The sequence below is a fragment of the Bizionia saleffrena genome (genome assembly GCF_008086175.1).
Taxonomy (GTDB): Bacteria; Bacteroidota; Bacteroidia; order Flavobacteriales; family Flavobacteriaceae; genus Bizionia; species Bizionia saleffrena.
In genome coordinates this window covers 193017-217080 of sequence record NZ_VSKM01000006.1, presented here as the reverse complement: position 1 = coordinate 217080, position 24064 = coordinate 193017, and the positions used below count along the sequence as shown (strand labels likewise).

The following is a 24064-nucleotide window of genomic DNA, read 5'->3' as shown; positions in this document are numbered from 1 at the left end:
AATCACTATCTAAATCTAATGGTGTTAAGGTTACTGTACCTTCTTCTGCAACACTGTAACTGTCGTCTACTGCTACTGGTGCATCATTTACTGCGGTTACTTCGATAATCTGGTTGGCTGTAGCTGTAGCTGTACCATCAGTAATGACATATCCAAAGGTCTCCGTACCATTGTAATTATCACTCGGTGTGAACGTAATAACACCTGCTGCATCTATATTCACTGTTCCATTTGGAGTCGTGATAACTTGCACTGTTCCTGGTGTTAATAAAGTTCCATTTATAGAAACAATGCTTAAAATATCACCATCAATATCACTATCTAAATCTAATGGTGTTAATATTACTGTACTTTCTTCTGAAACGGTATAATTATCGTCTACTGCTACTGGTGCATCATTTACTGGCGTTACCATAATGGTTACTGTTGCTGTTTCTGTGGTTGTACTTCCATCAGAATTTGTTACAGTTACAGTGTAATCAAACGTATCCGTTCCGTTAAAGTCTGCATCTGGTGTGTACGTTATTGTTCCGTCAGGGTTAATAACTAAAGTTCCATTTGCTGGAGCTGTTGCATCTGTTACTTCATAGTCCGTTCCGTAAACTCCTTGGAAGCCATCATTATCTATGACATCTATAGTTACTGCTGTATCCTCATCCGTTGTTGCTATGTCGTCATTTGCATCATCGATTGGGTTAACCGTTACAGTTACTGTTGCTGTTTCCGTTGTTGTACTTCCATCAGAATTTGTTACAGTTACTGTGTAATCAAACGTATCCGTTCCGTTAAAGTCTGCATCTGGTGTGTACGTAATGGTTCCATCTGCCTCAATAGTAGTGGTTCCATTCGCTGAAATCGTTGTACTGGTAACTGTATAATCTGTACCATAGATTCCTGTGAACGTATCATTATCCAACACAACCGTAGTCACTGCTGTGTCTTCTGGTGTGGTATCGGTATCGGCTACAATATCTGCAACTGGAGCAACATCAATAATTTGATTTGCCGTTGCTGTTACGCCATTCACATCACTAATTACATAAGGAAATGTAACTTGTCCATTATAATCCGCGGCGGGAGTAAAAATTATTACACCTAAATTATCTATATCTACTAAACCATTAGGAACTGCTATTTGTTGCGCTATACCTGGAGTTAAAGCCACACCATTGATAGAATCTATGTTTATATCATCTCCATCTGGGTCACTGTCCCCGGCTAACGGCAATAATTGAACAGTTGTATCTTCATCTATTGAATAATTATCTGTGATAGCTACTGGAGCCTGATTAGTTCCTACAATAGTTATATTGACGGTCGCGGTAGCACAAACATCTGGATTAGGGTCTGTATTACAAACGTTATAAATTACCGTTACTATGTCACCTATTGTTTCGAGTGCTCCCGAAGTATAAATTAAATTTCCCGTATTTTCATCAAACTGAATAATTCCAGTAGCGGTACCAGTGCCAGTATCTAAAATTGCTGTAGTTCCTATATTATTAGCTTCTAAATTTGTTAAGAAATCATCGTTGTCTAAAATATTTATGGCAGTGGCAACCCCTAGAGTTGCTGTTCCATAATCATCTTGAGCTGTTGGAGAATTAGGAAATGGATCTGTTCCGTTTGGATTACCATCATCGTCATTATCGCATAAATCACTATATACAGAATCATTTGTAGCACTTCCATCTGAGTCTATTTGTGGAGAAGTTCCTGTTCCTGTACTTGTTGGCACACCAACTGCATCAACTGAACTATTTATTTGTCCGCTAGAATTAATATCAGTCAACGAAAAACCACCATCACCTTCTAACGCATCTGGACAACCATCATTATCACTATCCGTATCAAACTGATTTAAAACACCATCAAGGTCCGTATCATATCTATCATCAATTCCGTCGTTATTTGCATCAATAAAACTAGGAGTTGAAGGATCGAAGTAGTTTGGAGTTCCGTTTCCAGTGCTATCTCCAAATGGATCAGACAAACTAGCATCATATTCATCTGTATCTAAAATGCCATCATTATCATCATCTAAGTCACAATCTTCTGATACGCCATCATTATCTGGGTCTCCGTTATAATTAGGGTTTTCAATAGGTATAAATAGAGAAATTTCACCTCCAGCTTGTCCATTTTGAGATCCATTTCTAGCACCATCATTATGAACACCCCCATCACCTCCAGTACTATTTACGATAACATTTGCAGGAAGCGCAGCTTTTGAAAAAAGTAATACGCCACCTCCACCTCCTCCACCTGGTCCGTGTTGAACGTTAGTTATCAGATCTTCTCCATCTCCTCCATTTATATTTACCGTGAGATTGGATGTAAAGTTTTCCGCTTTCAAAATAACGGTTCCTCCTCCCCCCCCGCCAGAACCTCCATCGGCAGGACCGTTAGGCATAACAGCAGTAGGAGATAGTCCATCAGCTTCAATACCGTAGCCATTACCAATAATAGTTTCTGCAAAAAGTATTACAATCCCTCCTCCATTGGCAGCTGAAGAAAAATTACTTGTCGTTATAAAACCGGGACCACCAGCACCCCCTAAAAAGGCTTTATCCTGACTTAAATAAGGTGTCATAGACAAACCTCCAATCCCACCGGCATTATCTCCATTTACATTACACCACCTTTTTCCTCCTTCTCCACCTGCTCCAAAATTGGAACCTCCTCCTCCTCCAGAATCTCCTGAAACACCAGATCCACCTCCATTAGCTCTAGGCGCTCTTCCTCTGTTAGTAGTAGATACTGAAACCGCAATCCCTTCCCCTCTAATATATGAGGAGTTATTAGTGCTTGGCAATATAAATTGAGTAAGAGGATTGAGAGTACAGTTATCTGGAGTACCATTAACCGTCATTCTTAAACCCTTAAAACCTTTACCTCTAACATCGATATTCGCATTAAAGGTTATTTCATCTGCAGAAAGAACAACAACCCCACCAGTTCCTGTTGTTGTATCCCAATTTGGAGCAGTAAGCGTACCTGTTATATTTACTTCGTTGTAATTTGGTATTTTAACTATTTGAACTTTTCCAGAAAAATTATAAGATCTAACAAGAGGATATTTTAAAGTTATAGTAGTTCCTGAAACACTTTCTATTTCAAAAAATTCATAATTTCCTGCTTGGTTAATAGCTGTAATAGAACCTCCAGAACTTGAGTTAGTTATATCTAAATCTGCCCCCTTCATTTGTATTATTAACGCTTTATCATCAGCAAAAAAACTAGCACTATCACTTACAGTAATTGTATCGGTGCAGTTAGCATCACAAGGATCGCAATTACCAGCGCTCATACTGGTTACCGATGCATAGGAATTAACGACACCAGAAATAGATGTCTGGCCGAAACCAGAGAAACTAAATGATATAAAAAATAATGCCAATAATGAATTACGGAATAAACAAATTATTGATCTTTGGGTAAAAAATTTCATAATAATTAGGGTATAAATATCTTATGTCTTAATTATTCAATAAAGAATAGAAATAAAATTAAAATGGAAATGGTAAAGTTACCTGGATAACTAAAAGTTTATAACGTGCGTTAATAGTGCTTATTAAAAACACATTTAAATGTAGGAATTAACCTTAAAGAAGGAAGAAACAAAGGATCTATTATTTGAAATAATATTCTCATATTATTACCTTCAATTTACGATGTAAAATAATCGCTTAAGTAAATCAGGGATAAACCTAATTTAAACTCACGGATTACTTCGCTTCTCTGGAGTATGAAAACGGCGTCGTATGAAGTTTGAAATATATTGAAAAACAGGGCTTTTAGGGAGGTATTCAAAATAATGTTTTGCTATTAATAGTTTTTGTTGCTATAAAATTCTTGATCTTTAACAAATAAAGTTAAAATTAAGTTAAAAAGAAAATATTATTCGATGAAATACTTATTTACACGTCAAAACGAGTGAATCGTGAATTAATTGACTCCGACTCAGAGAAATTTTCTATTCAGTTTTCATTATTATTTTTCTATAAACAGTATAAAATAATTTTAATCCCTATCCATTCAAAGAAATACAATGCAGTTTAGAGAATTCAGAATTACTGCATTATATTTGTGCAAATTTATGATTATGAAATTTCAAGACGAAATCAACAGACGACGAACCTTTGGTATTATTGCTCACCCCGATGCTGGTAAAACAACACTAACCGAAAAACTACTTTTATTTGGAGGGGCTATTAAAGAAGCTGGTGCAGTAAAAAGCAATAAAATAAAAAAAGGAGCGACGAGTGATTTTATGGAAATAGAACGTCAACGTGGAATTAGTGTGGCTACCTCTGTTTTAGCGTTTGAATATGACGGTATAAAAATAAATATTTTAGATACGCCAGGACACAAAGATTTCGCTGAGGATACCTTTAGAACACTAACCGCTGTAGACAGTGTTATCGTGGTGATTGATGTAGCCAAAGGTGTCGAGGAGCAAACTGAAAAATTAGTTGAAGTTTGCAGAATGCGAAACATACCAATGATTGTATTCGTTAATAAAATGGATCGTGAAGGTAAAGATGCGTTTGAATTACTTGATGAAATTGAACAAAAATTAAATTTAAAAGTCTCTCCTTTAAGTTTTCCTATCGGGATGGGATACGACTTTAAAGGCATCTATAATATTTGGGAGAATAATATTAATTTATTTAGTGGCGATAGCCGGAAAAATATTGAAGAAACGATTGAAATTTCTGATATAGATTCTTTAGAAATAAATAAATTGATCGGAGATTCGGCTGCGGAAACTCTTCGGGAAGAATTAGAATTAGTTCGCGGAATTTATCCAAAATTTGATAAGCAAGAGTACTTAGACGGCAATTTGCAACCCGTGTTTTTTGGTTCGGCTTTAAATAGTTTTGGAATTCGTGAACTTTTAGATTGCTTCGTAGATATCGCCCCGAAACCAAGACCAAAGAAAAGTGAAGAGCGCTGGGTAGAACCTAACGAAGATAAATTTACTGGGTTTGTTTTTAAAATTCACGCCAATATGGATCCTAACCACAGAAACCGTTTGGCTTTTATTAAAATTGTTTCGGGTGAGTTTAAAAGAAACACCCCTTATTTGCATGTTAGACATAATAAAAAAGTAAAATTTTCTAGTCCAAATGCCTTTTTTGCCGAAAAGAAAGAAATTGTAGACATCTCATACCCCGGCGATATTGTGGGGTTACAAGACTCTGGGACGTTTAAAATTGGTGACACCTTAACGGAAGGGGAATACCTTAATTATAAAGGGGTACCAAGTTTTTCACCAGAACATTTTAGATATATTAATAATGCCGATCCTTTAAAATCTAAACAATTATATAAAGGAATCGACCAATTGATGGATGAAGGGGTTGCTCAATTATTTACTTTAGAATTAAACGGTAGAAAAGTAATTGGAACCGTTGGAGCGCTTCAATATGAGGTTATTCAATACCGATTAGAACACGAATATGGAGCGAAATGCACCTACGAAAATTTAAATGTATTTAAAGCGTGCTGGGTAGAACCTACAGATCCTAAAAATGAAGAATATAAAGAGTTTTTAAGAGTTAAACATCGCTATTTAGCAAAAGACAAAGATGATCAGTTAGTTTTCTTAGCCGATTCCTCATTTTCTTTACAAATGACCCAACAAAAATATCCAAGTATAAAATTCCATTATACGTCAGAATTTCAGTAAATTTTGATTTTAAGTGGTTTTAAGAAAGAATATATTACTTAACCACATAAGATGTTAAGACAGAACAGATACGCTGTTAAACGTGTTTTAAAATCGCTCTATTTTTCGTGATTATAACTCAAATTGAAATATTCAGTTTCAGAATAAAAAAAATAGTAAAAAAAAAGTCCTTTTGAATTTTCAAAAAGGACTTTTTTTCTTTTAAGCTTGACCCGTTGGTCCAAAATTTAGAGGAATTGGAGGCTGATCGTAATCTTTGATCTCACCGTGCGCTTTCTCGAAGCGTTGTACATTTTCACTTAACGCTTTAAGCAAACGTTTTGCATGCTGAGGAGTTAAAATAATTCTTGATTTCACCTTACTCTTTGGAGTTCCTGGCATTATACTTACAAAATCGACTACAAACTCTGAAACCGAATGATTGATGATTGCGAGGTTAGAATAAGTGCCTTCTGCAACTTTCTCATCTAACTCAATATTAATTTGCCCTTGTTTTGGTTTAGTGTCTTTATTATCTGCCATCGTAAACTTGTTTACGCTTCCACTTTAGAGGAAGTCTTATCATTAATAAAATTATTAAAATAAAAAAGTCCTGCATACTCTGCAGGACTTTTTTAATTATTTGAAGAACTATCCCAACCTGCGTTGGTATAAATTATACGCGTGCCATTCAAAACATATTTACCTCTTAAATGGTACGTTTTATTTAGTTATAATTAACTTCTTTTTTAGCTTGCATCATTTGGTCAAACTCTTCTTTAGATCCTACGATAATGTTTTCATACGTACGCATTCCTGTACCTGCTGGAATTCTATGTCCTACAATTACATTTTCTTTAAGACCTTCTAAGTGATCCACTTTACCTGCTACCGCCGCTTCGTTAAGAACTTTTGTTGTTTCTTGGAAAGAAGCTGCAGAGATAAATGATTTCGTTTGTAACGAAGCTCTTGTAATACCTTGTAATATAGGCGTTGCTGTTGCCGGCTGTGCATCTCTAGCTTCAACTAAAGCTTTGTCTTCGCGACGTAATAATGAATTCTCGTCTCTTAATTCGAAAGGCGTAATAATTTGCCCTTCTTTTAAGGTCGTAGAATCACCTGCATTTTCAACAACTTTTTTACCAAATATTTCGTCGTTTTCTTCAATAAAATCAGCTTTATGAACCAATTGATCTTCTAAGAAGATGGTATCTCCAGAGTCAATAATTCGAACTTTACGCATCATTTGTCTTACAACAACCTCAAAGTGCTTATCGTTAATTTTTACACCTTGTAATCTATACACTTCTTGCACCTCATTAACTAAGTACTGTTGTACCGCCGCTGGGCCTTTAATGTTTAAGATATCGTTTGGTGTAATAGAACCATCAGATAAAGGCATACCCGCTTTTACGAAATCATTTTCTTGTACAAGAATCTGACTTGATAACTTTACTAAGTATTTCTTAATATCCCCTAATTTAGATTCTATAATAATCTCACGATTACCTCTCTTAATTTTACCAAAAGATACAACACCATCTATTGCACTAACAACTGCTGGATTTGAAGGGTTACGTGCTTCGAATAATTCTGTTACACGTGGAAGACCTCCTGTAATATCTCCTGATTTTGCCGATCTACGTGGGATTTTAACTAAGATTTTACCAATCTTAACTTTTTCTCCATCGTCAATCATAATATGGGCACCCACTGGTAAATTGTATGAACGGAATGGATTTCCTTTACCGTCTTCAACAATTAGAGTTGGTATTAATTTTTTATTTCTAGATTCTGAAATTACTTTCTCTTGGAAACCAGTTTGTTCATCAATTTCCACTTGGTAAGTAATACCCTGTTCGATATTTTCATATCTCACTTTACCAGCAAATTCAGAAATAATTACACCGTTATATGGATCCCAAGAACAAACAACATCACCTGCTTTTAAAGCGTCTCCATTCTTAACTAAAATAGTAGAACCATAAGGAATGTTATTAGTACTTAATGTAATTCCTGTTTTCTTATCTACTAATTTAAGTTCTGATGTTCTAGAAATTACGATATCTATGTCATTACCGTCAGAATCTTGACCTTTTACAGTTTTTAATTCTTCGATTTCTGCTTTACCATCGTATTTAACAGCCAATTTATTTTCTTCCGAAATGTTACCTGCAATACCACCAACGTGGAATGTACGAAGTGTTAACTGTGTTCCTGGCTCTCCAATAGATTGTGCAGCCACAACACCTACGGCTTCACCACGTTGCACCATCTTATTGGTTGCAAGGTTACGACCGTAACATTTAGCACAGATTCCTTTTTTGGCTTCACAACTTAACGGCGAACGTACTTCTACGCTATCCACTGGAGATTTTTCAATCTTACCAGCAATAATATCATCAATAAGTTCTCCTGCAGACACTAATAACTCATCTGTTAAAGGATTAAAAACATCATTAAGCGCTACACGACCAACAATACGTTCTTGTAATTTCTCAACAACTTCATCATTTTTCTTTAACGGCGTTACTTCTACACCTCTTAATGTACCACAGTCTACACTGTTTACAATTACATCTTGAGAGACATCTACTAAACGACGTGTTAAATATCCTGCATCGGCAGTTTTTAATGCGGTATCGGCAAGACCTTTACGCGCACCGTGCGTAGAAATAAAGTATTCTAAAATTGAAAGTCCTTCCTTAAAGTTAGATAAAATCGGATTTTCAATAATCTCTCCACCACCGGCGTTAGATTTTTTAGGTTTCGCCATTAATCCACGCATCCCTGTTAACTGACGAATCTGTTCTTTCGATCCACGGGCTCCAGAATCAAGCATCATATATACCGAGTTAAACCCTTGTTGGTCTTCTCGAATACGTTTCATAGATAGCTCTGTAAGTTCTGCATTTGTAGACGTCCAGATATCAATAACTTGGTTGTAACGTTCGTTATTGGTAATAAGTCCCATGTTGTAATTCACCATAATACCATCGACTTTCTCGTTGGCACCATCAATCATAGATTGTTTTTCTGGTGGAATAATAATATCTCCTAAACTAAATGAAAGGCCACCTTGGAATGCAAATTTGTATCCTAAAGTTTTAATTTCATCTAAGAAATCAGCCGTAGCTGGTACACCTGTTACTTTAAGTATTTCACCAATAATATCTCTTAATGATTTTTTGGTTAATACTTCGTTTATATATCCTGCTGCAGCTGGTACTGTTTCGTTAAAGAGTACACGTCCTACAGTGGTTTCAATAATTTGAAGTACTAATTCTCCTGCTTCGTTAAAGTCCTTTGTTCTTACTTTAATTTGCGCATTTAAATCTACACGTTGCTCGTTGTAAGCAATGTTTACTTCTTCAGCAGAGTAGAAAGTTAGCCCCTCTCCTATTACTTTAACTTCAGGTGTAGACGTACGTAACTTGGTCATATAATATAAACCAAGTACCATATCCTGAGAAGGTACAGTTACTGGAGAACCATTTGCTGGATTTAAGATATTATGAGACGCCAACATTAATAGTTGACATTCTAAAATAGCTTCTGGTCCTAATGGTAAATGCACCGCCATTTGATCTCCATCGAAATCGGCATTAAAAGCTGTACACACTAATGGGTGTAATTGTATCGCTTTACCTTCAATAAGTTTTGGCTGGAAAGCCTGAATACCTAAACGGTGAAGCGTAGGAGCACGATTTAGTAATACTGGATGTCCTTTAAGAACGTTCTCCAAGATATCCCAAACTACAGGCTCTTTTTTGTCTATTATTTTCTTAGCTGATTTTACAGTTTTTACAATTCCTCTTTCGATTAATTTACGAATAATGAATGGTTTGTAAAGTTCGGCAGCCATATTTTTAGGAAGACCACATTCGAATAATCTTAATTCTGGTCCTACAACAATTACAGAACGTGCAGAATAATCAACACGCTTACCAAGTAAATTTTGACGGAAACGCCCTTGCTTACCTTTAAGTGAATCTGAAAGTGATTTTAATGGTCTGTTAGAATCTGTTTTTACAGCAGATGATTTACGCGTGTTATCTAACAATGAATCAACAGATTCTTGTAACATACGTTTTTCATTACGTAAAATAACCTCTGGTGCTTTTATTTCAACTAATCTTTTAAGACGATTGTTTCTAATAATTACACGACGGTATAAATCATTTAAATCTGAAGTCGCAAAACGGCCACCATCTAAAGGCACTAAAGGTCTTAATTCTGGTGGAATAATTGGCACCACTTTCAAGATCATCCATTCTGGACGATTCTCTCTGTTTAAATTAGACTCACGTAATGCTTCAACTACTTGAAGACGTTTTAAAGCTTCAGTTTTACGTTGTTTAGACGTTTCTGTATTGGCTTTATGACGTAATTCGTAAGATAAAGTGTCTAAATCAATTCTTGATAATAATTCAATTAAACATTCAGCTCCCATTTTAGCGATAAACTTATTAGGGTCTGAATCTTCAAGGTAATTATTATCTTGAGGAAGAGTTTCCATAATATTTAGATACTCTTCTTCAGTTAAGAAATCCATTTTTTGTAATGGTTCTCCTTCGGCATTTTTAGCATTACCTGGTTGTATAACTACATAACGTTCGTAGTATATAATCATATCTAATTTCTTAGATGGTAACCCTAATAAATAACCTATTTTGTTAGGTAAAGAACGGAAATACCAGATATGAGCCACAGGCACAACTAAGTTGATGTGTCCTACTCTATCACGACGTACTTTCTTTTCTGTTACTTCTACACCACAACGGTCACAAACAATACCTTTGTAGCGAATTCTTTTATATTTACCACAAGCACATTCGTAGTCTTTTACAGGACCAAAAATACGCTCACAGAATAAACCATCTCTTTCTGGTTTATGTGTACGATAATTAATAGTTTCAGGTTTTAGAACTTCACCTCTAGACTCTGCTAAAATAGACTCTGGTGACGCTAAACCAATTGAGATTTTATTAAACCTCTGTACTGTATTCTTATCTTGTTTTCTTGCCATAATGCTGAATACTTTTGTTGTTTTATAGTTGAAGGTTGCACTTCAATCTAAAAGATTCCCGCTTCCGCGGGAATATCTATTATTCTTCTAATCTAATGTCTAATCCTAATCCTTTCAATTCGTGCATAAGTACGTTGAAAGATTCTGGTAATCCTGGATCTGGCATTGGCTCACCTTTTACGATTGCCTCGTAAGTTTTAGCTCTACCAACAACATCATCAGATTTTACTGTTAAGATTTCTCTTAGAGTACTCGATGCACCGTATGCCTCTAGTGCCCATACTTCCATCTCTCCAAAACGTTGACCACCAAATTGTGCTTTACCACCAAGAGGTTGTTGTGTAATTAATGAGTATGGTCCTATAGAACGTGCGTGCATTTTATCGTCCACCATATGCCCTAATTTCAGCATATAAATAACTCCAACAGTTGCAGGTTGGTCAAAACGTTGTCCTGTTCCTCCATCATATAAGTAGGTATGTCCGTATCTTGGAATTCCAGCTTTGTCTGTAAATTCGTTAATTTGATCGATTGTTGCACCATCAAAAATTGGTGTTGCAAACGTACGTCCTAAATCTTGACCGGCCCATCCTAATACAGTTTCATAAATTTGCCCAATGTTCATACGAGATGGTACACCAAGTGGATTTAATACGATGTCTACAGGAGTTCCATCTTCTAAGAAAGGCATATCTTCTTGACGAACGATACGCGCAACAATACCTTTGTTACCGTGACGTCCTGCCATTTTATCACCGACTTTAAGTTTACGTTTCTTAGCAACATATACTTTTGCAAGTTTAATGATACCTGCTGGTAATTCATCTCCTACCGAAATAGTAAACTTCTCACGACGTAGTGAACCTTGTAAATCGTTCTCTTTTATTTTATAGTTGTGAATTAAATCAGCTATTAGTTTATTTGTGTGCTCATCTGTAGTCCAAGTACCACCTGTTAAGTGTGTATAATCGTCGACAGCATTTAACATTTTAAGGGTGAATTTCTTACCTTTTGGTAATACTTCTTCTCCTAAATCGTTAAAGATACCTTGAGAAGTTTTACCTCCTACAATAGTGAATAACTTATCGACTAATAAAGCCTGAAGTTCATCAAATTTTGTATTGTAAAGTTTCTCTAATTGAGAGATATCTTCTTTATCCTGAGCTCTCTTACGTTTATCTTTAACCGCACGAGCAAATAATTTTTTATTAATAACAACCCCATGTAATGAAGGAGATGCTTTTAATGAAGCATCTTTCACATCACCAGCTTTGTCACCAAAAATAGCACGTAATAGTTTTTCTTCTGGAGTTGGATCACTTTCACCTTTTGGCGTAATTTTTCCAATTAAGATATCTCCAGGTTTCACCTCTGCTCCAATACGAATCATTCCGTTTTCATCAAGGTCTTTAGTAGCCTCTTCAGAAACGTTAGGAATATCGTTTGTTAACTCTTCATTACCTAGTTTTGTATCTCTTACATCAAGAGAATACTCATCAATATGTATAGACGTAAAGATATCTTCACGCACCACTTTTTCTGAAATTACAATGGCATCCTCAAAATTATACCCTTTCCAAGGCATAAAGGCCACTTTCATATTTCGTCCTAAGGCAAGTTCTCCTTTTTCAGTCGCATACCCTTGAGATAATACTTGTCCTTTAGAAACTTTATCTCCTTTCTTAACAATTGCTTGTAAGTTAATAGAGGTTCCTTGGTTTGTTTTTCTAAACTTTACTAAGGGATAAGACTTCGTATCGCTCTCAAAACTAACTTTAGCTTCATCCTCGCTTCTTTCGTATTTGATAACGATTTCGTTAGCATCTACATATTGTACAACACCTGGTCCTTGTGCATTAATTAAAACACGAGAATCTGATGCTACTTTTCTTTCTAATCCGGTTCCAACAATTGGTGCCTGCGGACGTAATAATGGTACGGCCTGACGCATCATATTAGATCCCATCAATGCACGATTGGCATCATCATGTTCTAAGAAAGGAATTAAAGAAGCCGAAATTGACGAAATTTGGTTTGGTGCAACATCTGTATAATCAACCTTTGAAGGATCAATTACCGGAAAGTCACCTTCCATTCGTGCAATAACTTTATCGTGAAGAATTTTACCGTTCTCATCAACTTTTACCGTTGCTTGAGCGATTAATTTCTCTTCCTCTTCTTCGGCACTTAAATATATAGGTTCGCTATTAATATCTACAACTCCATTTGTTACCTTACGGTATGGTGTTTCGATGAAACCCATCGAGTTTACCTTAGCAAATACAGATAGTGACGATATTAATCCAATGTTTGGTCCCTCAGGAGTTTCAATTGGACATAAACGACCATAGTGCGTATAGTGAACATCACGTACTTCGAATCCTGCTCTTTCTCTCGACAAACCTCCTGGTCCTAATGCTGATAAACGACGCTTGTGCGTAATTTCGGCTAAAGGATTAGTTTGATCCATAAATTGAGATAACTGGTTCGTGCCAAAGAAGGAATTAATTACTGAAGATAAGGTCTTTGCATTAATTAAATCTATAGGTGTAAACACCTCGTTATCACGAACGTTCATACGCTCACGAATAGTACGCGCCATACGCGCTAAACCAACTCCAAATTGTTGAGATAATTGTTCTCCTACTGTACGTACACGACGGTTAGATAAGTGATCAATATCATCAATCTCTGCTTTAGAGTTAATTAATTCGATTAAATATTTTATAATAGTAATGATATCAATTTTGGTAAGCACTTGCTTATCCATTCCAATATCCAACTGTAATTTTTTATTCATTCTATAACGTCCTACCTCTCCTAAAGAGTAACGTTGGTCACTAAAGAATAATTTGTCTATAATACCACGTGCAGTCTCTTCATCTGGCGGCTCTGCATTACGTAGTTGACGGTAAATATGTTCAACAGCCTCTTTTTCTGAGTTTGTTGGATCTTTTTGAAGCGTGTTATGAATAATAGCGTAATCGCCTTGTTCTGCACTTTCTTTATGTAAAAGAATAGTTTTAACCCCTACTTCTAAAATTTCTTCGACGTTATCTTTATCTAAAACAGTATCACGGTCCAATACTATTTCATTTCTTTCGATAGATACAACTTCACCTGTATCCTCGTCTACGAAATCCTCATGCCACGTATTTAATACACGTGCAGCTAATTTGCGTCCTAAATATTTTTTAAGACCAGATTTTGAAACTTTAACTTCTTCAGCTAAATCAAAGATCTCTAAAATATCTTTATCACGTTCAAAGCCAATAGCTCTAAACAATGTTGTTACTGGTAATTTTTTCTTTCTATCAATGTACGCATACATCACTTGATTAATATCAGTAGCGAACTCAATCCAAGACCCTTTAAAAGGAATAACTCTTGCTGAATATAATTTTGTACCATTAGCATGGAAAGACTGACCAAAGAAAACACCTGGTGATCTGTGTAATTGAGATACAACCACACGCTCTGCACCGTTAATACAGAATGTACCTGAAGGTGTCATATAGGGTATAGTACCTAAGTATACATCTTGAACGATCGTTTCAAAATCTTCATGTTCAGGATCTGTACAATACAGTTTTAACCTTGCTTTAAGTGGAACGCTATAAGTAAGCCCACGCTCGATACATTCTTCTATGCTGTATCTTGGTGGATCTATGAAGTAATCTAAGAATTCTAATACGAATTGATTACGAGTGTCTGTTATTGGAAAGTTTTCTAGAAAGGTATTATAAAGCCCTTCATCACCTCTTTCTTCAGATTTTGTTTCTAACTGGAAAAAATCCTGGAAGGACTTTATTTGAATATCCATAAAATCTGGATACTCAGTTCTATTGATAATAGACGAGAAATTTAATCTTTCAGCTTGTGTTACTAACATCAATGGACGAAATTTTGATTAAAAAAAAATGTTTGTTTATAGCTCGCGGCTATATACGACAAATGGTCTAGGTCTGAGAGCACTGCCCTAGACCTAAACCTTTGTTAATTGTCTGTGTAAAGCTTACTTAAGCTCAACCTCTGCTCCTGCTTCTTCTAACTGAGCTTTTAATGCTTCAGCTTCGTCTTTAGAAACAGCTTCTTTAACTGGGCTTGGTGCATCGTCCACTAAACCTTTTGCTTCTTTTAAACCTAAACCAGTTAATTCTTTAACTAATTTTACAACAGCCAACTTAGCGCTACCTGCCGCTTTTAAAATAACATCAAATTCAGTCTGAGCTTCAGCAGCGTCTTCGCCACCTGCAGCTGGACCTGCCATTGTTACTGCAGCAGCAGCTGGTTCGATACCGTATTCATCTTTTAATATAGTTGCTAATTCGTTAACTTCTTTTACTGTAAGGTTAACTAATTGTTCTGCGAAATCTTTTAAATCTGCCATTTTTCTACCGTTTTAATAATTTTAATTTAATATATATTTGTATAAGTGCGTACTTATTTGACTATCCCTCTTTCTGAGATAATGTTTTAAGAATTCCAGAAAGTTTCTCTCCACTTGATTTAAGTGCAGAAACAACGTTCTGAGCTGGTGCTTGTAATGATCCTATGATATCACCAATTAATTCTTCTCTAGATTTAATATCGACTAAAGCGTCTAATTGGTCATCCCCAATATAAACTGTTTCTTCAATAAAAGCTCCTTTTAATAGAGGCTTATCTGATTTTTTTCTAAAAGCTTTAATAACCTTCGCTGGAGCGTTTCCAGTTTCAGAGTACATTACTGATGTATTTCCTTTTAAAGTTGCTGGTAAGTCTCCAAACTCTCTATCTGAAGCTTCCATTGCTTTTGAAAGTAGCGTATTTTTTACTACTGCTAATTTTATGTCTGCTTTAAAGCATGCACGACGTAAATTTGAAGTGCTTACTGCGTTTAACCCTGAGATATCCGCTAAATAAATGTTAGCGTTCTCTGCTAATTGTGCAGTTAATTCTTCAATTACTAGTGCTTTTTCTTCTCTTGTCATAATATAAAGTTTTAACTACTAACCAATTTTAGTGTCAACAGCGATACTTGGACTCATTGTGCTAGACATATAAATGCTCTTCACGTAGATTCCTTTTGCCGCAGTTGGTTTAAGTTTCATTAATGTTGTTAATAATTCGTTTGCATTTTCTTGAATCTTATCAGCACTAAAAGAAGCTTTACCGATTGCTGCGTGAACGATTCCTGTTTTATCAACTCTAAAATCAATCTTACCTGCTTTCACTTCAGTAACCGCTTTAGCTATATCCATAGTTACAGTACCCGTTTTAGGATTCGGCATTAAACCACGAGGTCCTAATACACGTCCTAAAGGTCCTAATTTACCCATAACACTTGGCATAGTAATAATTACATCTACATCTGTCCAACCATTTTTTATTTTATCAAGGTACTCGTCTAAACCAACGAAATCTGCTCCAGCTTCTTTAGCTTCTGCTTCTTTGTCTGGAGTAACTAATGCTAATACTTTCACATCTTTACCTGTTCCATGAGGAAGAGATACAACACCTCTTACCATTTGGTTAGCTTTTCTAGGATCTACTCCTAAACGTACAGCTAAGTCTACAGACGCATCAAATTTAGTGTTAGTAATTTCTTTTATTAAAACTGAAGCTTCAGTTAAAGAATATACTTTATCCTTTTCGATTTTAGCTACTGCTTCTTTTTGTTTCTTTGTTATTCTTGCCATTTTTTTAAAATCTTTTTAGGTTAATTAGGTGCTTGACCACCTTTAACAGTTATACCCATAGATCTCGCAGTTCCAGCAATCATTTTCATAGCCGATTCTATGTTAAATGCATTTAAATCGGGCATTTTATCTTCTGCTATAGTTTTTACTTGATCCCAAGATACCTTTGCAATTTTACGTGCATGTGGTTCACCTGATCCTTTTTTTTGTTTGGCCGCTTCTAATAATTGTACTGCAGCTGGAGGTGTTTTGATAACAAATTCAAACGATTTGTCTTTGTACACAGAAATAACAACCGGTAATATTTTACCAGATTTATCCTGGGTTCTAGCGTTAAATTGCTTACAGAACTCCATGATGTTAACTCCAGCAGCACCTAAAGCGGGTCCAACCGGTGGCGACGGATTCGCTGCACCTCCCCTTACTTGTAACTTAACTACTTTACTTAATTCTTTTGCCATTTTTAATAATTTAGTTCGGCATTAATCTATTTTTGGAAGCTTAGATTAATCCCATCTTTATTGTAACAATTATTATATTTTTTCAACTTGCATATAGCTTAATTCTAATGGTGTCTTTCTTCCAAAAATCTTCACCATCACTTCAAGCTTGCGTTTCTCTTCGTTTATGTTTTCAATAACACCATCAAATCCATTGAATGGCCCATCTATTACTTTTACAGTCTCTCCCTTTGTAAAAGGAATTGCAACGTGTGCATCTGTATCTACTGTCAATTCATCTACTTTACCTAACATTCTGTTTACTTCAGATTGTCGTAACGGTAATGGATCTCCTCCTTTTGTTGCCCCTAGGAAACCAATAACATTAGTTATAGACCTTATAATATGTGGAATTTCTCCTGATAAGTTGGCTTTTATCATAATGTAACCGCTAAAATACACCTTTTCTTTGGTTATTTTCTTACCGTTACGAATTTGAACAACATTCTCTGTAGGAACTAATACTTGCTCTACATAGTCTTGCTTTCCTAAACGAGCAATTTCATTCTCGATGTAGGTTTTTATTTTATGTTCTTGACCACTTACCGCTCTTACAACGTACCATTTTTTCTCTCCTACTTCAGCCATAAATACTTATCTTATCCGTTTATTACACTAAAATAAAAACTTACCACTTTGCTGAAAACAGAATCTACTCCCCATATTGCTAAAGAGAATATAATTGAAAATACAGCAACCAAAATAGTTAAGCTTTGAGCCTCAGACCAAGGAGTCCAAGTCACATTGTTTTTCAATTCGCCAAATGATTCTTTTACGTAATTTACTATTCCAGCCATTTTTAATCTATTTTTTAAAAGATAAATTTAAACGTTATCATTTTTAATTTGCACGGGTTGAGAGACTCGAACTCCCGACACCTGGTTTTGGAGACCAGTGCTCTACCAACTGAGCTAAACCCGTAGATAAAAGCTAAGGTGTCTTGATTACTTTAGACACCTTAACCTTATATTTTTGAGACTATTTTAGTCTAAAATTTCAGTTACCTGACCAGCTCCAACTGTTCTTCCTCCTTCACGTATAGCGAAACGAAGACCAACATTCATCGCAATTGCTTGAATTAACTCAACGTGAATAGTTAAGTTATCTCCAGGCATCACCATCTCAACTCCTTCTGGAAGTGAAATGTTTCCTGTTACATCCGTTGTACGAACATAAAATTGAGGACGGTAGTTAGTATGGAATGGAGTATGACGTCCACCTTCTTCTTTTTTAAGGATATAAACCTCAGCTTTAAATTTAGCGTGTGGTGTTACAGAACCTGGCTTACAGATTACCATTCCTCTAGAAATTTGAGATTTCTCAATCCCTCTTAATAAGATACCTGCATTATCTCCAGCCTCACCTCTATCTAATATTTGACGGAACATTTCGATACCTGTAATTGTAGAGGTTAACTTTGCAGCTCCCATACCAATTATTTCTACTGGATCTCCTGTTTTACCAATACCTGTTTCGATACGTCCTGTTGCTACAGTTCCACGACCTGTAATAGAGAATACATCCTCGATAGGCATTAAGAAAGGTTTATCAATCTCTCTTTCTGGCTCTTCAATCCAGTTATCAACCGCTTCCATTAATTCTAAAACAGTATCAACCCATTTTTGCTCACCGTTAAGTGCGCCTAGTGCAGATCCTGAAACAACAGGTCCGTTATCACCATCGTAATCATAGAAAGAAAGTAATTCTCTAACTTCCATGTCTACTAATTCTAAAAGTTCTTCATCATCAACCATATCCACCTTGTTTAAGAATACAACGATTCTTGGGATACCTACTTGACGACCTAATAAGATATGCTCACGAGTTTGTGGCATTGGACCATCTGTAGCCGCAACGACTAAGATAGCACCATCCATCTGTGCAGCACCTGTTACCATGTTCTTTACGTAATCCGCGTGACCTGGACAGTCAACGTGCGCATAGTGACGGTTTAGTGTTGCATATTCTACGTGAGATGTATTAATTGTAATACCTCTTTCTTTTTCTTCTGGTGCGTTATCAATTTGATCAAAAGATCTCGCTTCTGAATACCCTGCATCAGCTAATACTTTAGTAATAGCAGCAGTTAAAGTTGTTTTACCGTGATCTACGTGTCCAATTGTACCAATATTTAAGTGTGGTTTTGAACGATCGAAAGTTGCCTTTGCCATGTTTTAATAATTTAATCTTAGTTATATAATAATATTAGTGTTCTAATTTTTAATGCCTTTAAAATTTGAGCCAATGACGGGAATTGAACCCGTGGCCTCTTCCTTACCAAGGAAACGCTCTACCCCTGAGCTACACCGGCTAAATATTAGAGCGAGAGACCGGGTTCGAACCGGCGACATTCAGCTTGGAAGGCTGACGCTCTACCAACTGAGCTACTCTCGCAATTATTTAATTCCTTTTTAAACTTTAAAATTGTGGGGAGAGCAGGATTCGAACCTGCGAAGACGTAGTCAGCAGATTTACAGTCTGCCCTCGTTGGCCGCTTGAGTATCTCCCCAATTTTAAAACTTATCACTCTTTTAAAGAACGTTACAAATTGTAGTTTCCTACCTTTTGTTTTATTGAGCCGATGGAGGGACTCGAACCCACGACCTGCTGATTACAAATCAGCTGCTCTAGCCAGCTGAGCTACATCGGCTTTTTTACTCTTTTTCTACGTATAAAAAAAGTCCGCTATTTCTAACGGACTGCAAATGTATATATTTATTTATTTAATCAAAACATTTTTAGCAAATTTTTTATCATAATTATGCTCTTAATTTATCTTTTCGCTTTTTTAACTGTCTTTCTAACGATGCAACGCCAATATCTACCCCTTCCTCAAAGGTTTTACATTGTTTTTTCACTATTAAACTATCTCCAGGTACACTTACTCTTGCTTCAAATATTTTATTTTCCTTATCACTCGTGTTTTCCACCTTTAAATAAACATCTGATTGGATGACCTTATCATAAAACAAATCTAACTTATTCATTTTTGTCTGAACGAAATCAAGTAACTTTTGATCTGCGTTAAAATTTACGGATTGTGTGTTCACCTTCATACTTTTAATTTTTTTTTAAATTAAACAATTAATGCGTGTTTACTTTTTACTCCTCGGGTGGGCGTTTGAATATACCTTTTTTAATTCAGAAATATTATTATTAAGATACACCTGTGTCGCAGCCAAACTTGCGTGTCCCAAAAGCTCTTTAACAGCATTTAAATTCGCTCCTTGAGTTAATAAGTGTGTCGCAAAGGAATGTCTTAAAATATGCGGACTCTTTTTTGCTTTCAAGGAGGCTTCACTAAAGTACTCATTAATTACTCTGTAAACAAGAGTTTCGTAGATTTTAACGCCCTTCTTTGTTAAAAATAAAGAGGACGAATCCTTAATGTTTTCAAGTACTTGACGTTGTTCAAGATACAAATGAAGGGTTAGTATTACACTTTCCAATAACGGAATATAGCGCTCCTTATTTTGCTTCCCTAATACCTTTACTGTTTTGTTAGAAAAATCGATACTAGACAAACGTAATTCTATCAACTCTATACGTCGCATTCCGGTGGAATAAAATAATTCTATAATTAACTTATTCCGAATACCCTCAAACGATTTACTATGACTAATACCATCTAAAACGGAATTTACTTCAGCTTCCGAAAAAGGGACTTGAATCTTTTTACTGGTTTTTAAGGCGTTGTGCTTTGCGAGAGGATTAACTTGGATATCTTCCACTTTTAAAAGAAATTTATAATACGATTGCAATGACGATATTTTTCGGTTTATACTCCGGTTGGAAATTTTAGTTTCTACCAACGCCACAATCCAAGATCTTATTTGCGAATAATTAACACCTGTTATACTCGTGTCATCATAATGCTTTTCAACAAACACTTGAAACGATTCGATATCTTTAGAATACGCAGTTACGGTGTGCTTGGAGTAGTGTTTCTCTAAAGTTAAATAATCTATAAAGGCTGGTAATGACATTTTTTTAACATTCGAATTATACTGACTTTTAAAGATACTACTTTTTTAAAAGAACCAGTCGCACTACACCAAAGCATTTTACTCAATTGGGGGTGAGGAAATAAAGTGTTACGGTTTATGTTTTTAGTGTGTTTTTTATACTTACTGTGACTTTATCAGGAATTATGGGCATAAAAGCTTAATACTTTAAATTTTCGTTTTTTTGTCCCTAAACATAAAAACGAAAAAATAGTACCAAAAATAAAAGTTATTTTTAAAACCTTCTTTGCACGTTTTTTCACTTTGTAAATCATAGCACGAAGCCACAAACTACTCTTTAAAAAGTGTTGAACGCTTCGTTAAATCTTTAATTAACTTCTCGTCTTCTTCGCTCTCTAACAACGTATTGTAGCTTTCCCAAAACGTTTTATTGTAGGGTTTAGCTGCAAAAATATCGGCGTCCCAAGGCTTGCTAAGTGCTTCGGTTATTTTTTCTTCATCTAAAATAATTTCAGAAAACAATAATTCTTGAACCGCATAATAAAAGCGCTCGTCGTTATTAGGCACTACTTCTTTTTCGTTTTTGTTATTCGCTTTTGCAATAGCACTTGTTATTACTTTGGTCCCTACATTAACCAATTTTGGCGTTTCGTAAGAGACAAAATTGGGGTACATTCTATTTTCGTACTCGATATAGTTAATCACTAATTTATGATTTACTGTTGTGCCAAATAATGTCTTACTTCTGCTTCTTTGAGCCGCAGATTTCGCCACCAGATTATATTCTATACGCTTAATTGCGTAAGTATCGTAGTACACATACAATAATCCTTCTGCACTATAACCACCGTTATAAATCCCTTTTGTTTTTAAGTCGATAAGCTTTCGACCTTCAGAAATTTTGATTTTATAAATTTTTCTCCCCTCATCTACAAGAATCGTATCTAAATCGAAATGATGCGTTTCTAATATTTCTTTATTGAATAGACCTGCGGAAGTATTAGAGTTTCTAATAATGTTCAATTTGCCCTTAAATAACGTTTCTAAGCCATTTATTCTAGTGTCGTTCCACTTAATAGCTTTTATTAAATTTGAGGTCTTAATCGTATCGCGACGTAAATTTTTGTTTCTTAAGTTTAACGATGGATTTTTATATTTTAAATACGCTGTATACGTTAATGTACTATCGATATCGCGGAGGTCATAACTTTTTCGAACTTGATCTACATTAATTTTTAAGTTTTTAGAAGTGGGCGATTGAAAGCTAGAATCGTAAAGTGTAATCGCGCTTTCTATGAGCCATTTAAACTCTTTTTTATTACGCTCTTTATGTCTTAAGAAGCCCTTTTGCATATAGGGCTTTTCGGGTAAGTTTTCTGGCAATTCTTCCAAGGATCGCAATACAATTTCGTTGCCTGTTTTTGGTCGTGGCGTCGTTACTAACTGCACTTCTTCTAGAGAAGCGATATCTTCTTCTAAATACACTTCTTTGGTATTATCGAAAAGAGAGACCGCCATTTTATAACTCTTATACCCAATAGAAGACACAACCAAAGTATCGTTAACGTGAGCTTTGGGCACTAACAAAACAAACTTCCCATCGGGGTTACTTACGGTCCCGATAGTCGTATTTTGTATATAAACGCTAGCGCTTTCCAAAGGCGCTAAAGTCATAAAATCGACAATCTTGTTTTTTAATTCTTTTTGTGAAAAGGCAGACAAACTAACAGCAAAAAAGAAGAGACTTAATAGGTACTTAATGGTATTCGCTTTCATATAAAAAGATATAATTATAACTGATTTATTTATAAATACTAATTCCGATTTAAACCAAAAAATAGGATGACTGCCAAAATACGAACCTTTTGGCAAACACCCTATTTTATTTGTATTCCAACGTACTTTCATTAGCGAAATATGCGCTAACTAAAATCACTAATCTTCTTAGTGCTTAACTGTTGTCCTATACTCTTTCTTGTCAATTACCCTTTTTGCGAATGCAAAATCATTCTCGCAACGCGATAATTGCAATTAATGCTTAACTGCTGGCTTGTACTCTTTCTTGTCAATCACCATTTTTGCGATAATCTCTCTCAAGATTTCAGAGGTACCACCACCTATTGGTCCTAGACGGCTATCTCTTAATAAACGCGCCATTGGATAATCTTCCATATAACCGTAGCCACCTAACATCTGTAAACATTGGTAAATTACGTCATCAGACATTTTCGTAGAGCGCAATTTAGAAATCGTTGCTTCTTTAACCACATACTCGCCTTTATCTAAACGAGCGGCTACCGAATAATTAAATTCCTTACACACTTCCATATCTGCAAAACAATCTGCCATTGTATGGCGCAGCGCTTGAAACTTATTTATTGTTTGTCCGAATGCTTCACGTTCACTCATATACTGTACAGCGTATTCTAAAGCAAATTCTGCTCTTGAATGCGCATTTACTCCCATAATTAAACGCTCGAAAGCGAAATGTTGCATTATGTAAGGAAATCCCTTTCCCTCTTCACCCATTAAATGGCTTGCAGGAATCTCTACGTTATCGAAAGCAATTTCTCCAGTATCTGAAGCTCTCCAACCTAGTTTATCTAATTTTGTTGCCGAAACACCCTTTGTGTCTCTGTCTACAACAAACATACTAATCCCTTTATTCCCTAATTCTGGACTTGTTTTCGCAGCAACTACTATATAATCGCTGTACACACCATTAGTAATAAAAGTCTTAGAACCGTTTAATATGTAAGTATCTCCTTTTTTAACGGCTGTTGTACGCATTCCTGCCACATCACTACCTCCATAAGGTTCTGTAACAGCCATAGCACCAATCATTTCTCCGGTGATACTTTTAGCAAGATATTTTTCTTTTATCGCTTGTCCGCCTTCTGCATTTAAATGCGTCATTGCAAGGTAAGCGTGTGCCCACATTGCTGCTGCAAAACCACCAGAATTTATTTTCTGAAGTTCTTCTAAAAATATAACAGTATAAAAAAGATCTAAATCTAATCCGCCAAATTCTTCAGGATATGCGATTCCAAAAAACCCCATTTCACCAAACTTCTCCCAGATAAAACGTTCAATATGTCCTGTCTCCTCCCATTTGTTTATATGTGGCACCACTTCTTTCTTTAAGAATTCTTGTAAACTTTCTCTAAAAAGTTGATGCTCTTCGGTAAAGTACCTTTTATCCATAATATTCGATA

General features: G+C 35.6%; 16 protein-coding genes and 5 tRNA genes. 1 reads left to right on the top strand and 20 read right to left on the bottom strand.

Going from position 1 to position 24064, the window contains the following annotated elements:
- Positions 1–3451: Ig-like domain-containing protein (locus ES676_RS07780; protein ID WP_148369750.1), on the bottom strand; the 3451-nt coding region annotated here is incomplete at its 3' end.
- A 654-nt stretch (positions 3452–4105) separates the two neighbouring features.
- On the opposite strand from ES676_RS07780, the gene ES676_RS07775 reads away from it, so the two are divergent.
- Complete coding sequence (locus ES676_RS07775) at positions 4106–5695, top strand: peptide chain release factor 3 (protein WP_148369749.1); 1590 nt, start codon at positions 4106–4108, stop codon at positions 5693–5695.
- 201 nt (positions 5696–5896) lie between these two features.
- On the opposite strand, the gene ES676_RS07770 is transcribed toward ES676_RS07775, so the two are convergent.
- From ES676_RS07770 to ES676_RS07680, 19 genes are all read right to left on the bottom strand, one after another.
- Positions 5897–6217: a DUF3467 domain-containing protein gene (locus ES676_RS07770; protein WP_148369748.1), complete on the bottom strand. Its 321-nt coding sequence runs from the start codon at positions 6215–6217 to the stop codon at positions 5897–5899.
- 184 nt (positions 6218–6401) lie between these two features.
- Complete coding sequence (gene rpoC, locus ES676_RS07765; RefSeq protein ID WP_148369747.1) at positions 6402–10703, bottom strand: DNA-directed RNA polymerase subunit beta'; 4302 nt, start codon at positions 10701–10703, stop codon at positions 6402–6404.
- 79 nt (positions 10704–10782) lie between these two features.
- Positions 10783–14595, bottom strand: coding sequence for a DNA-directed RNA polymerase subunit beta (gene rpoB, locus ES676_RS07760; protein ID WP_148369759.1), 3813 nt, complete (start codon positions 14593–14595; stop codon positions 10783–10785).
- 123 nt (positions 14596–14718) lie between these two features.
- Positions 14719–15093 (bottom strand): 50S ribosomal protein L7/L12, encoded by a 375-nt coding sequence (gene rplL / locus ES676_RS07755; protein WP_148369746.1) that lies wholly within the window; start codon positions 15091–15093, stop codon positions 14719–14721.
- A gap of 61 nt (positions 15094–15154) precedes the next feature.
- Positions 15155–15676 carry a 50S ribosomal protein L10 gene (gene rplJ, locus ES676_RS07750; protein WP_148369745.1) on the bottom strand — a complete coding sequence of 174 codons (522 nt, stop codon included), beginning with the start codon at positions 15674–15676 and terminating at the stop codon, positions 15155–15157.
- 18 nt (positions 15677–15694) lie between these two features.
- A complete protein-coding gene (gene rplA, locus ES676_RS07745; protein ID WP_148369744.1) occupies positions 15695–16384 on the bottom strand; it encodes a 50S ribosomal protein L1 in 690 nt (229 codons plus the stop codon).
- Between the two features lie 20 nt (positions 16385–16404).
- Entirely contained in the window at positions 16405–16845 is a 441-nt protein-coding gene (gene rplK / locus ES676_RS07740) for a 50S ribosomal protein L11 (protein ID WP_148369743.1), read from the bottom strand.
- Positions 16846–16917: 72 nt separating this feature from the next.
- Positions 16918–17472 carry a transcription termination/antitermination protein NusG gene (gene nusG / locus ES676_RS07735; RefSeq protein WP_148369742.1) on the bottom strand — a complete coding sequence of 185 codons (555 nt, stop codon included), beginning with the start codon at positions 17470–17472 and terminating at the stop codon, positions 16918–16920.
- 11 nt (positions 17473–17483) lie between these two features.
- Positions 17484–17681, bottom strand: a complete 198-nt coding sequence (gene secE / locus ES676_RS07730) for a preprotein translocase subunit SecE (protein WP_148369741.1) — start codon at positions 17679–17681, stop codon at positions 17484–17486.
- Between the two features lie 51 nt (positions 17682–17732).
- A tRNA-Trp gene (locus tag ES676_RS07725) sits at positions 17733–17805 on the bottom strand.
- Between the two features lie 62 nt (positions 17806–17867).
- On the bottom strand, positions 17868–19055 hold the full coding sequence (gene tuf / locus ES676_RS07720; RefSeq protein WP_148369740.1) for an elongation factor Tu: 1188 nt from the start codon (positions 19053–19055) through the stop codon (positions 17868–17870).
- A 68-nt stretch (positions 19056–19123) separates the two neighbouring features.
- Positions 19124–19195: transfer RNA gene (locus ES676_RS07715), tRNA-Thr, on the bottom strand.
- A gap of 10 nt (positions 19196–19205) precedes the next feature.
- A tRNA-Gly gene (locus ES676_RS07710) sits at positions 19206–19278 on the bottom strand.
- A gap of 33 nt (positions 19279–19311) precedes the next feature.
- Positions 19312–19393: transfer RNA gene (locus tag ES676_RS07705), tRNA-Tyr, on the bottom strand.
- Between the two features lie 67 nt (positions 19394–19460).
- Positions 19461–19534: transfer RNA gene (locus tag ES676_RS07700), tRNA-Thr, on the bottom strand.
- 109 nt (positions 19535–19643) lie between these two features.
- On the bottom strand, positions 19644–19940 hold the full coding sequence (gene hpf, locus ES676_RS07695; protein ID WP_148369739.1) for a ribosome hibernation-promoting factor, HPF/YfiA family: 297 nt from the start codon (positions 19938–19940) through the stop codon (positions 19644–19646).
- Between the two features lie 39 nt (positions 19941–19979).
- The gene (locus ES676_RS07690) at positions 19980–20870 is read right to left on the bottom strand and encodes a tyrosine-type recombinase/integrase (protein WP_148369738.1); all 891 of its coding nucleotides are present in this window, start codon (positions 20868–20870) and stop codon (positions 19980–19982) included.
- A gap of 309 nt (positions 20871–21179) precedes the next feature.
- Positions 21180–22757, bottom strand: coding sequence for a carboxypeptidase-like regulatory domain-containing protein (locus tag ES676_RS07685; protein ID WP_246130327.1), 1578 nt, complete (start codon positions 22755–22757; stop codon positions 21180–21182).
- A gap of 123 nt (positions 22758–22880) precedes the next feature.
- Positions 22881–24053, bottom strand: coding sequence for an acyl-CoA dehydrogenase family protein (locus tag ES676_RS07680; protein WP_148369736.1), 1173 nt, complete (start codon positions 24051–24053; stop codon positions 22881–22883).
- Positions 24054–24064: the final 11 nt, after the last annotated feature.

Excerpts from the sequence above, each read along its gene's own strand:
- ES676_RS07775 (WP_148369749.1), top strand. The coding sequence starts at position 4,106 with ATGAAATTTCAAGACGAAATCAACAGACGACGAACCTTTGGTATTATT.
- ES676_RS07770 (WP_148369748.1), bottom strand. The coding sequence starts at position 6,217 with ATGGCAGATAATAAAGACACTAAACCAAAACAAGGGCAAATTAATATT.
- rpoC (WP_148369747.1), bottom strand. The coding sequence starts at position 10,703 with ATGGCAAGAAAACAAGATAAGAATACAGTACAGAGGTTTAATAAAATC.
- rpoB (WP_148369759.1), bottom strand. The coding sequence starts at position 14,595 with ATGTTAGTAACACAAGCTGAAAGATTAAATTTCTCGTCTATTATCAAT.
- rplL (WP_148369746.1), bottom strand. The coding sequence starts at position 15,093 with ATGGCAGATTTAAAAGATTTCGCAGAACAATTAGTTAACCTTACAGTA.
- rplJ (WP_148369745.1), bottom strand. The coding sequence starts at position 15,676 with ATGACAAGAGAAGAAAAAGCACTAGTAATTGAAGAATTAACTGCACAA.
- rplA (WP_148369744.1), bottom strand. The coding sequence starts at position 16,384 with ATGGCAAGAATAACAAAGAAACAAAAAGAAGCAGTAGCTAAAATCGAA.
- rplK (WP_148369743.1), bottom strand. The coding sequence starts at position 16,845 with ATGGCAAAAGAATTAAGTAAAGTAGTTAAGTTACAAGTAAGGGGAGGT.
- nusG (WP_148369742.1), bottom strand. The coding sequence starts at position 17,472 with ATGGCTGAAGTAGGAGAGAAAAAATGGTACGTTGTAAGAGCGGTAAGT.
- secE (WP_148369741.1), bottom strand. The coding sequence starts at position 17,681 with ATGGCTGGAATAGTAAATTACGTAAAAGAATCATTTGGCGAATTGAAA.
- tuf (WP_148369740.1), bottom strand. The coding sequence starts at position 19,055 with ATGGCAAAGGCAACTTTCGATCGTTCAAAACCACACTTAAATATTGGT.
- hpf (WP_148369739.1), bottom strand. The coding sequence starts at position 19,940 with ATGAAGGTGAACACACAATCCGTAAATTTTAACGCAGATCAAAAGTTA.
- ES676_RS07690 (WP_148369738.1), bottom strand. The coding sequence starts at position 20,870 with ATGTCATTACCAGCCTTTATAGATTATTTAACTTTAGAGAAACACTAC.
- ES676_RS07685 (WP_246130327.1), bottom strand. The coding sequence starts at position 22,757 with ATGAAAGTACGTTGGAATACAAATAAAATAGGGTGTTTGCCAAAAGGT.
- ES676_RS07680 (WP_148369736.1), bottom strand. The coding sequence starts at position 24,053 with ATGGATAAAAGGTACTTTACCGAAGAGCATCAACTTTTTAGAGAAAGT.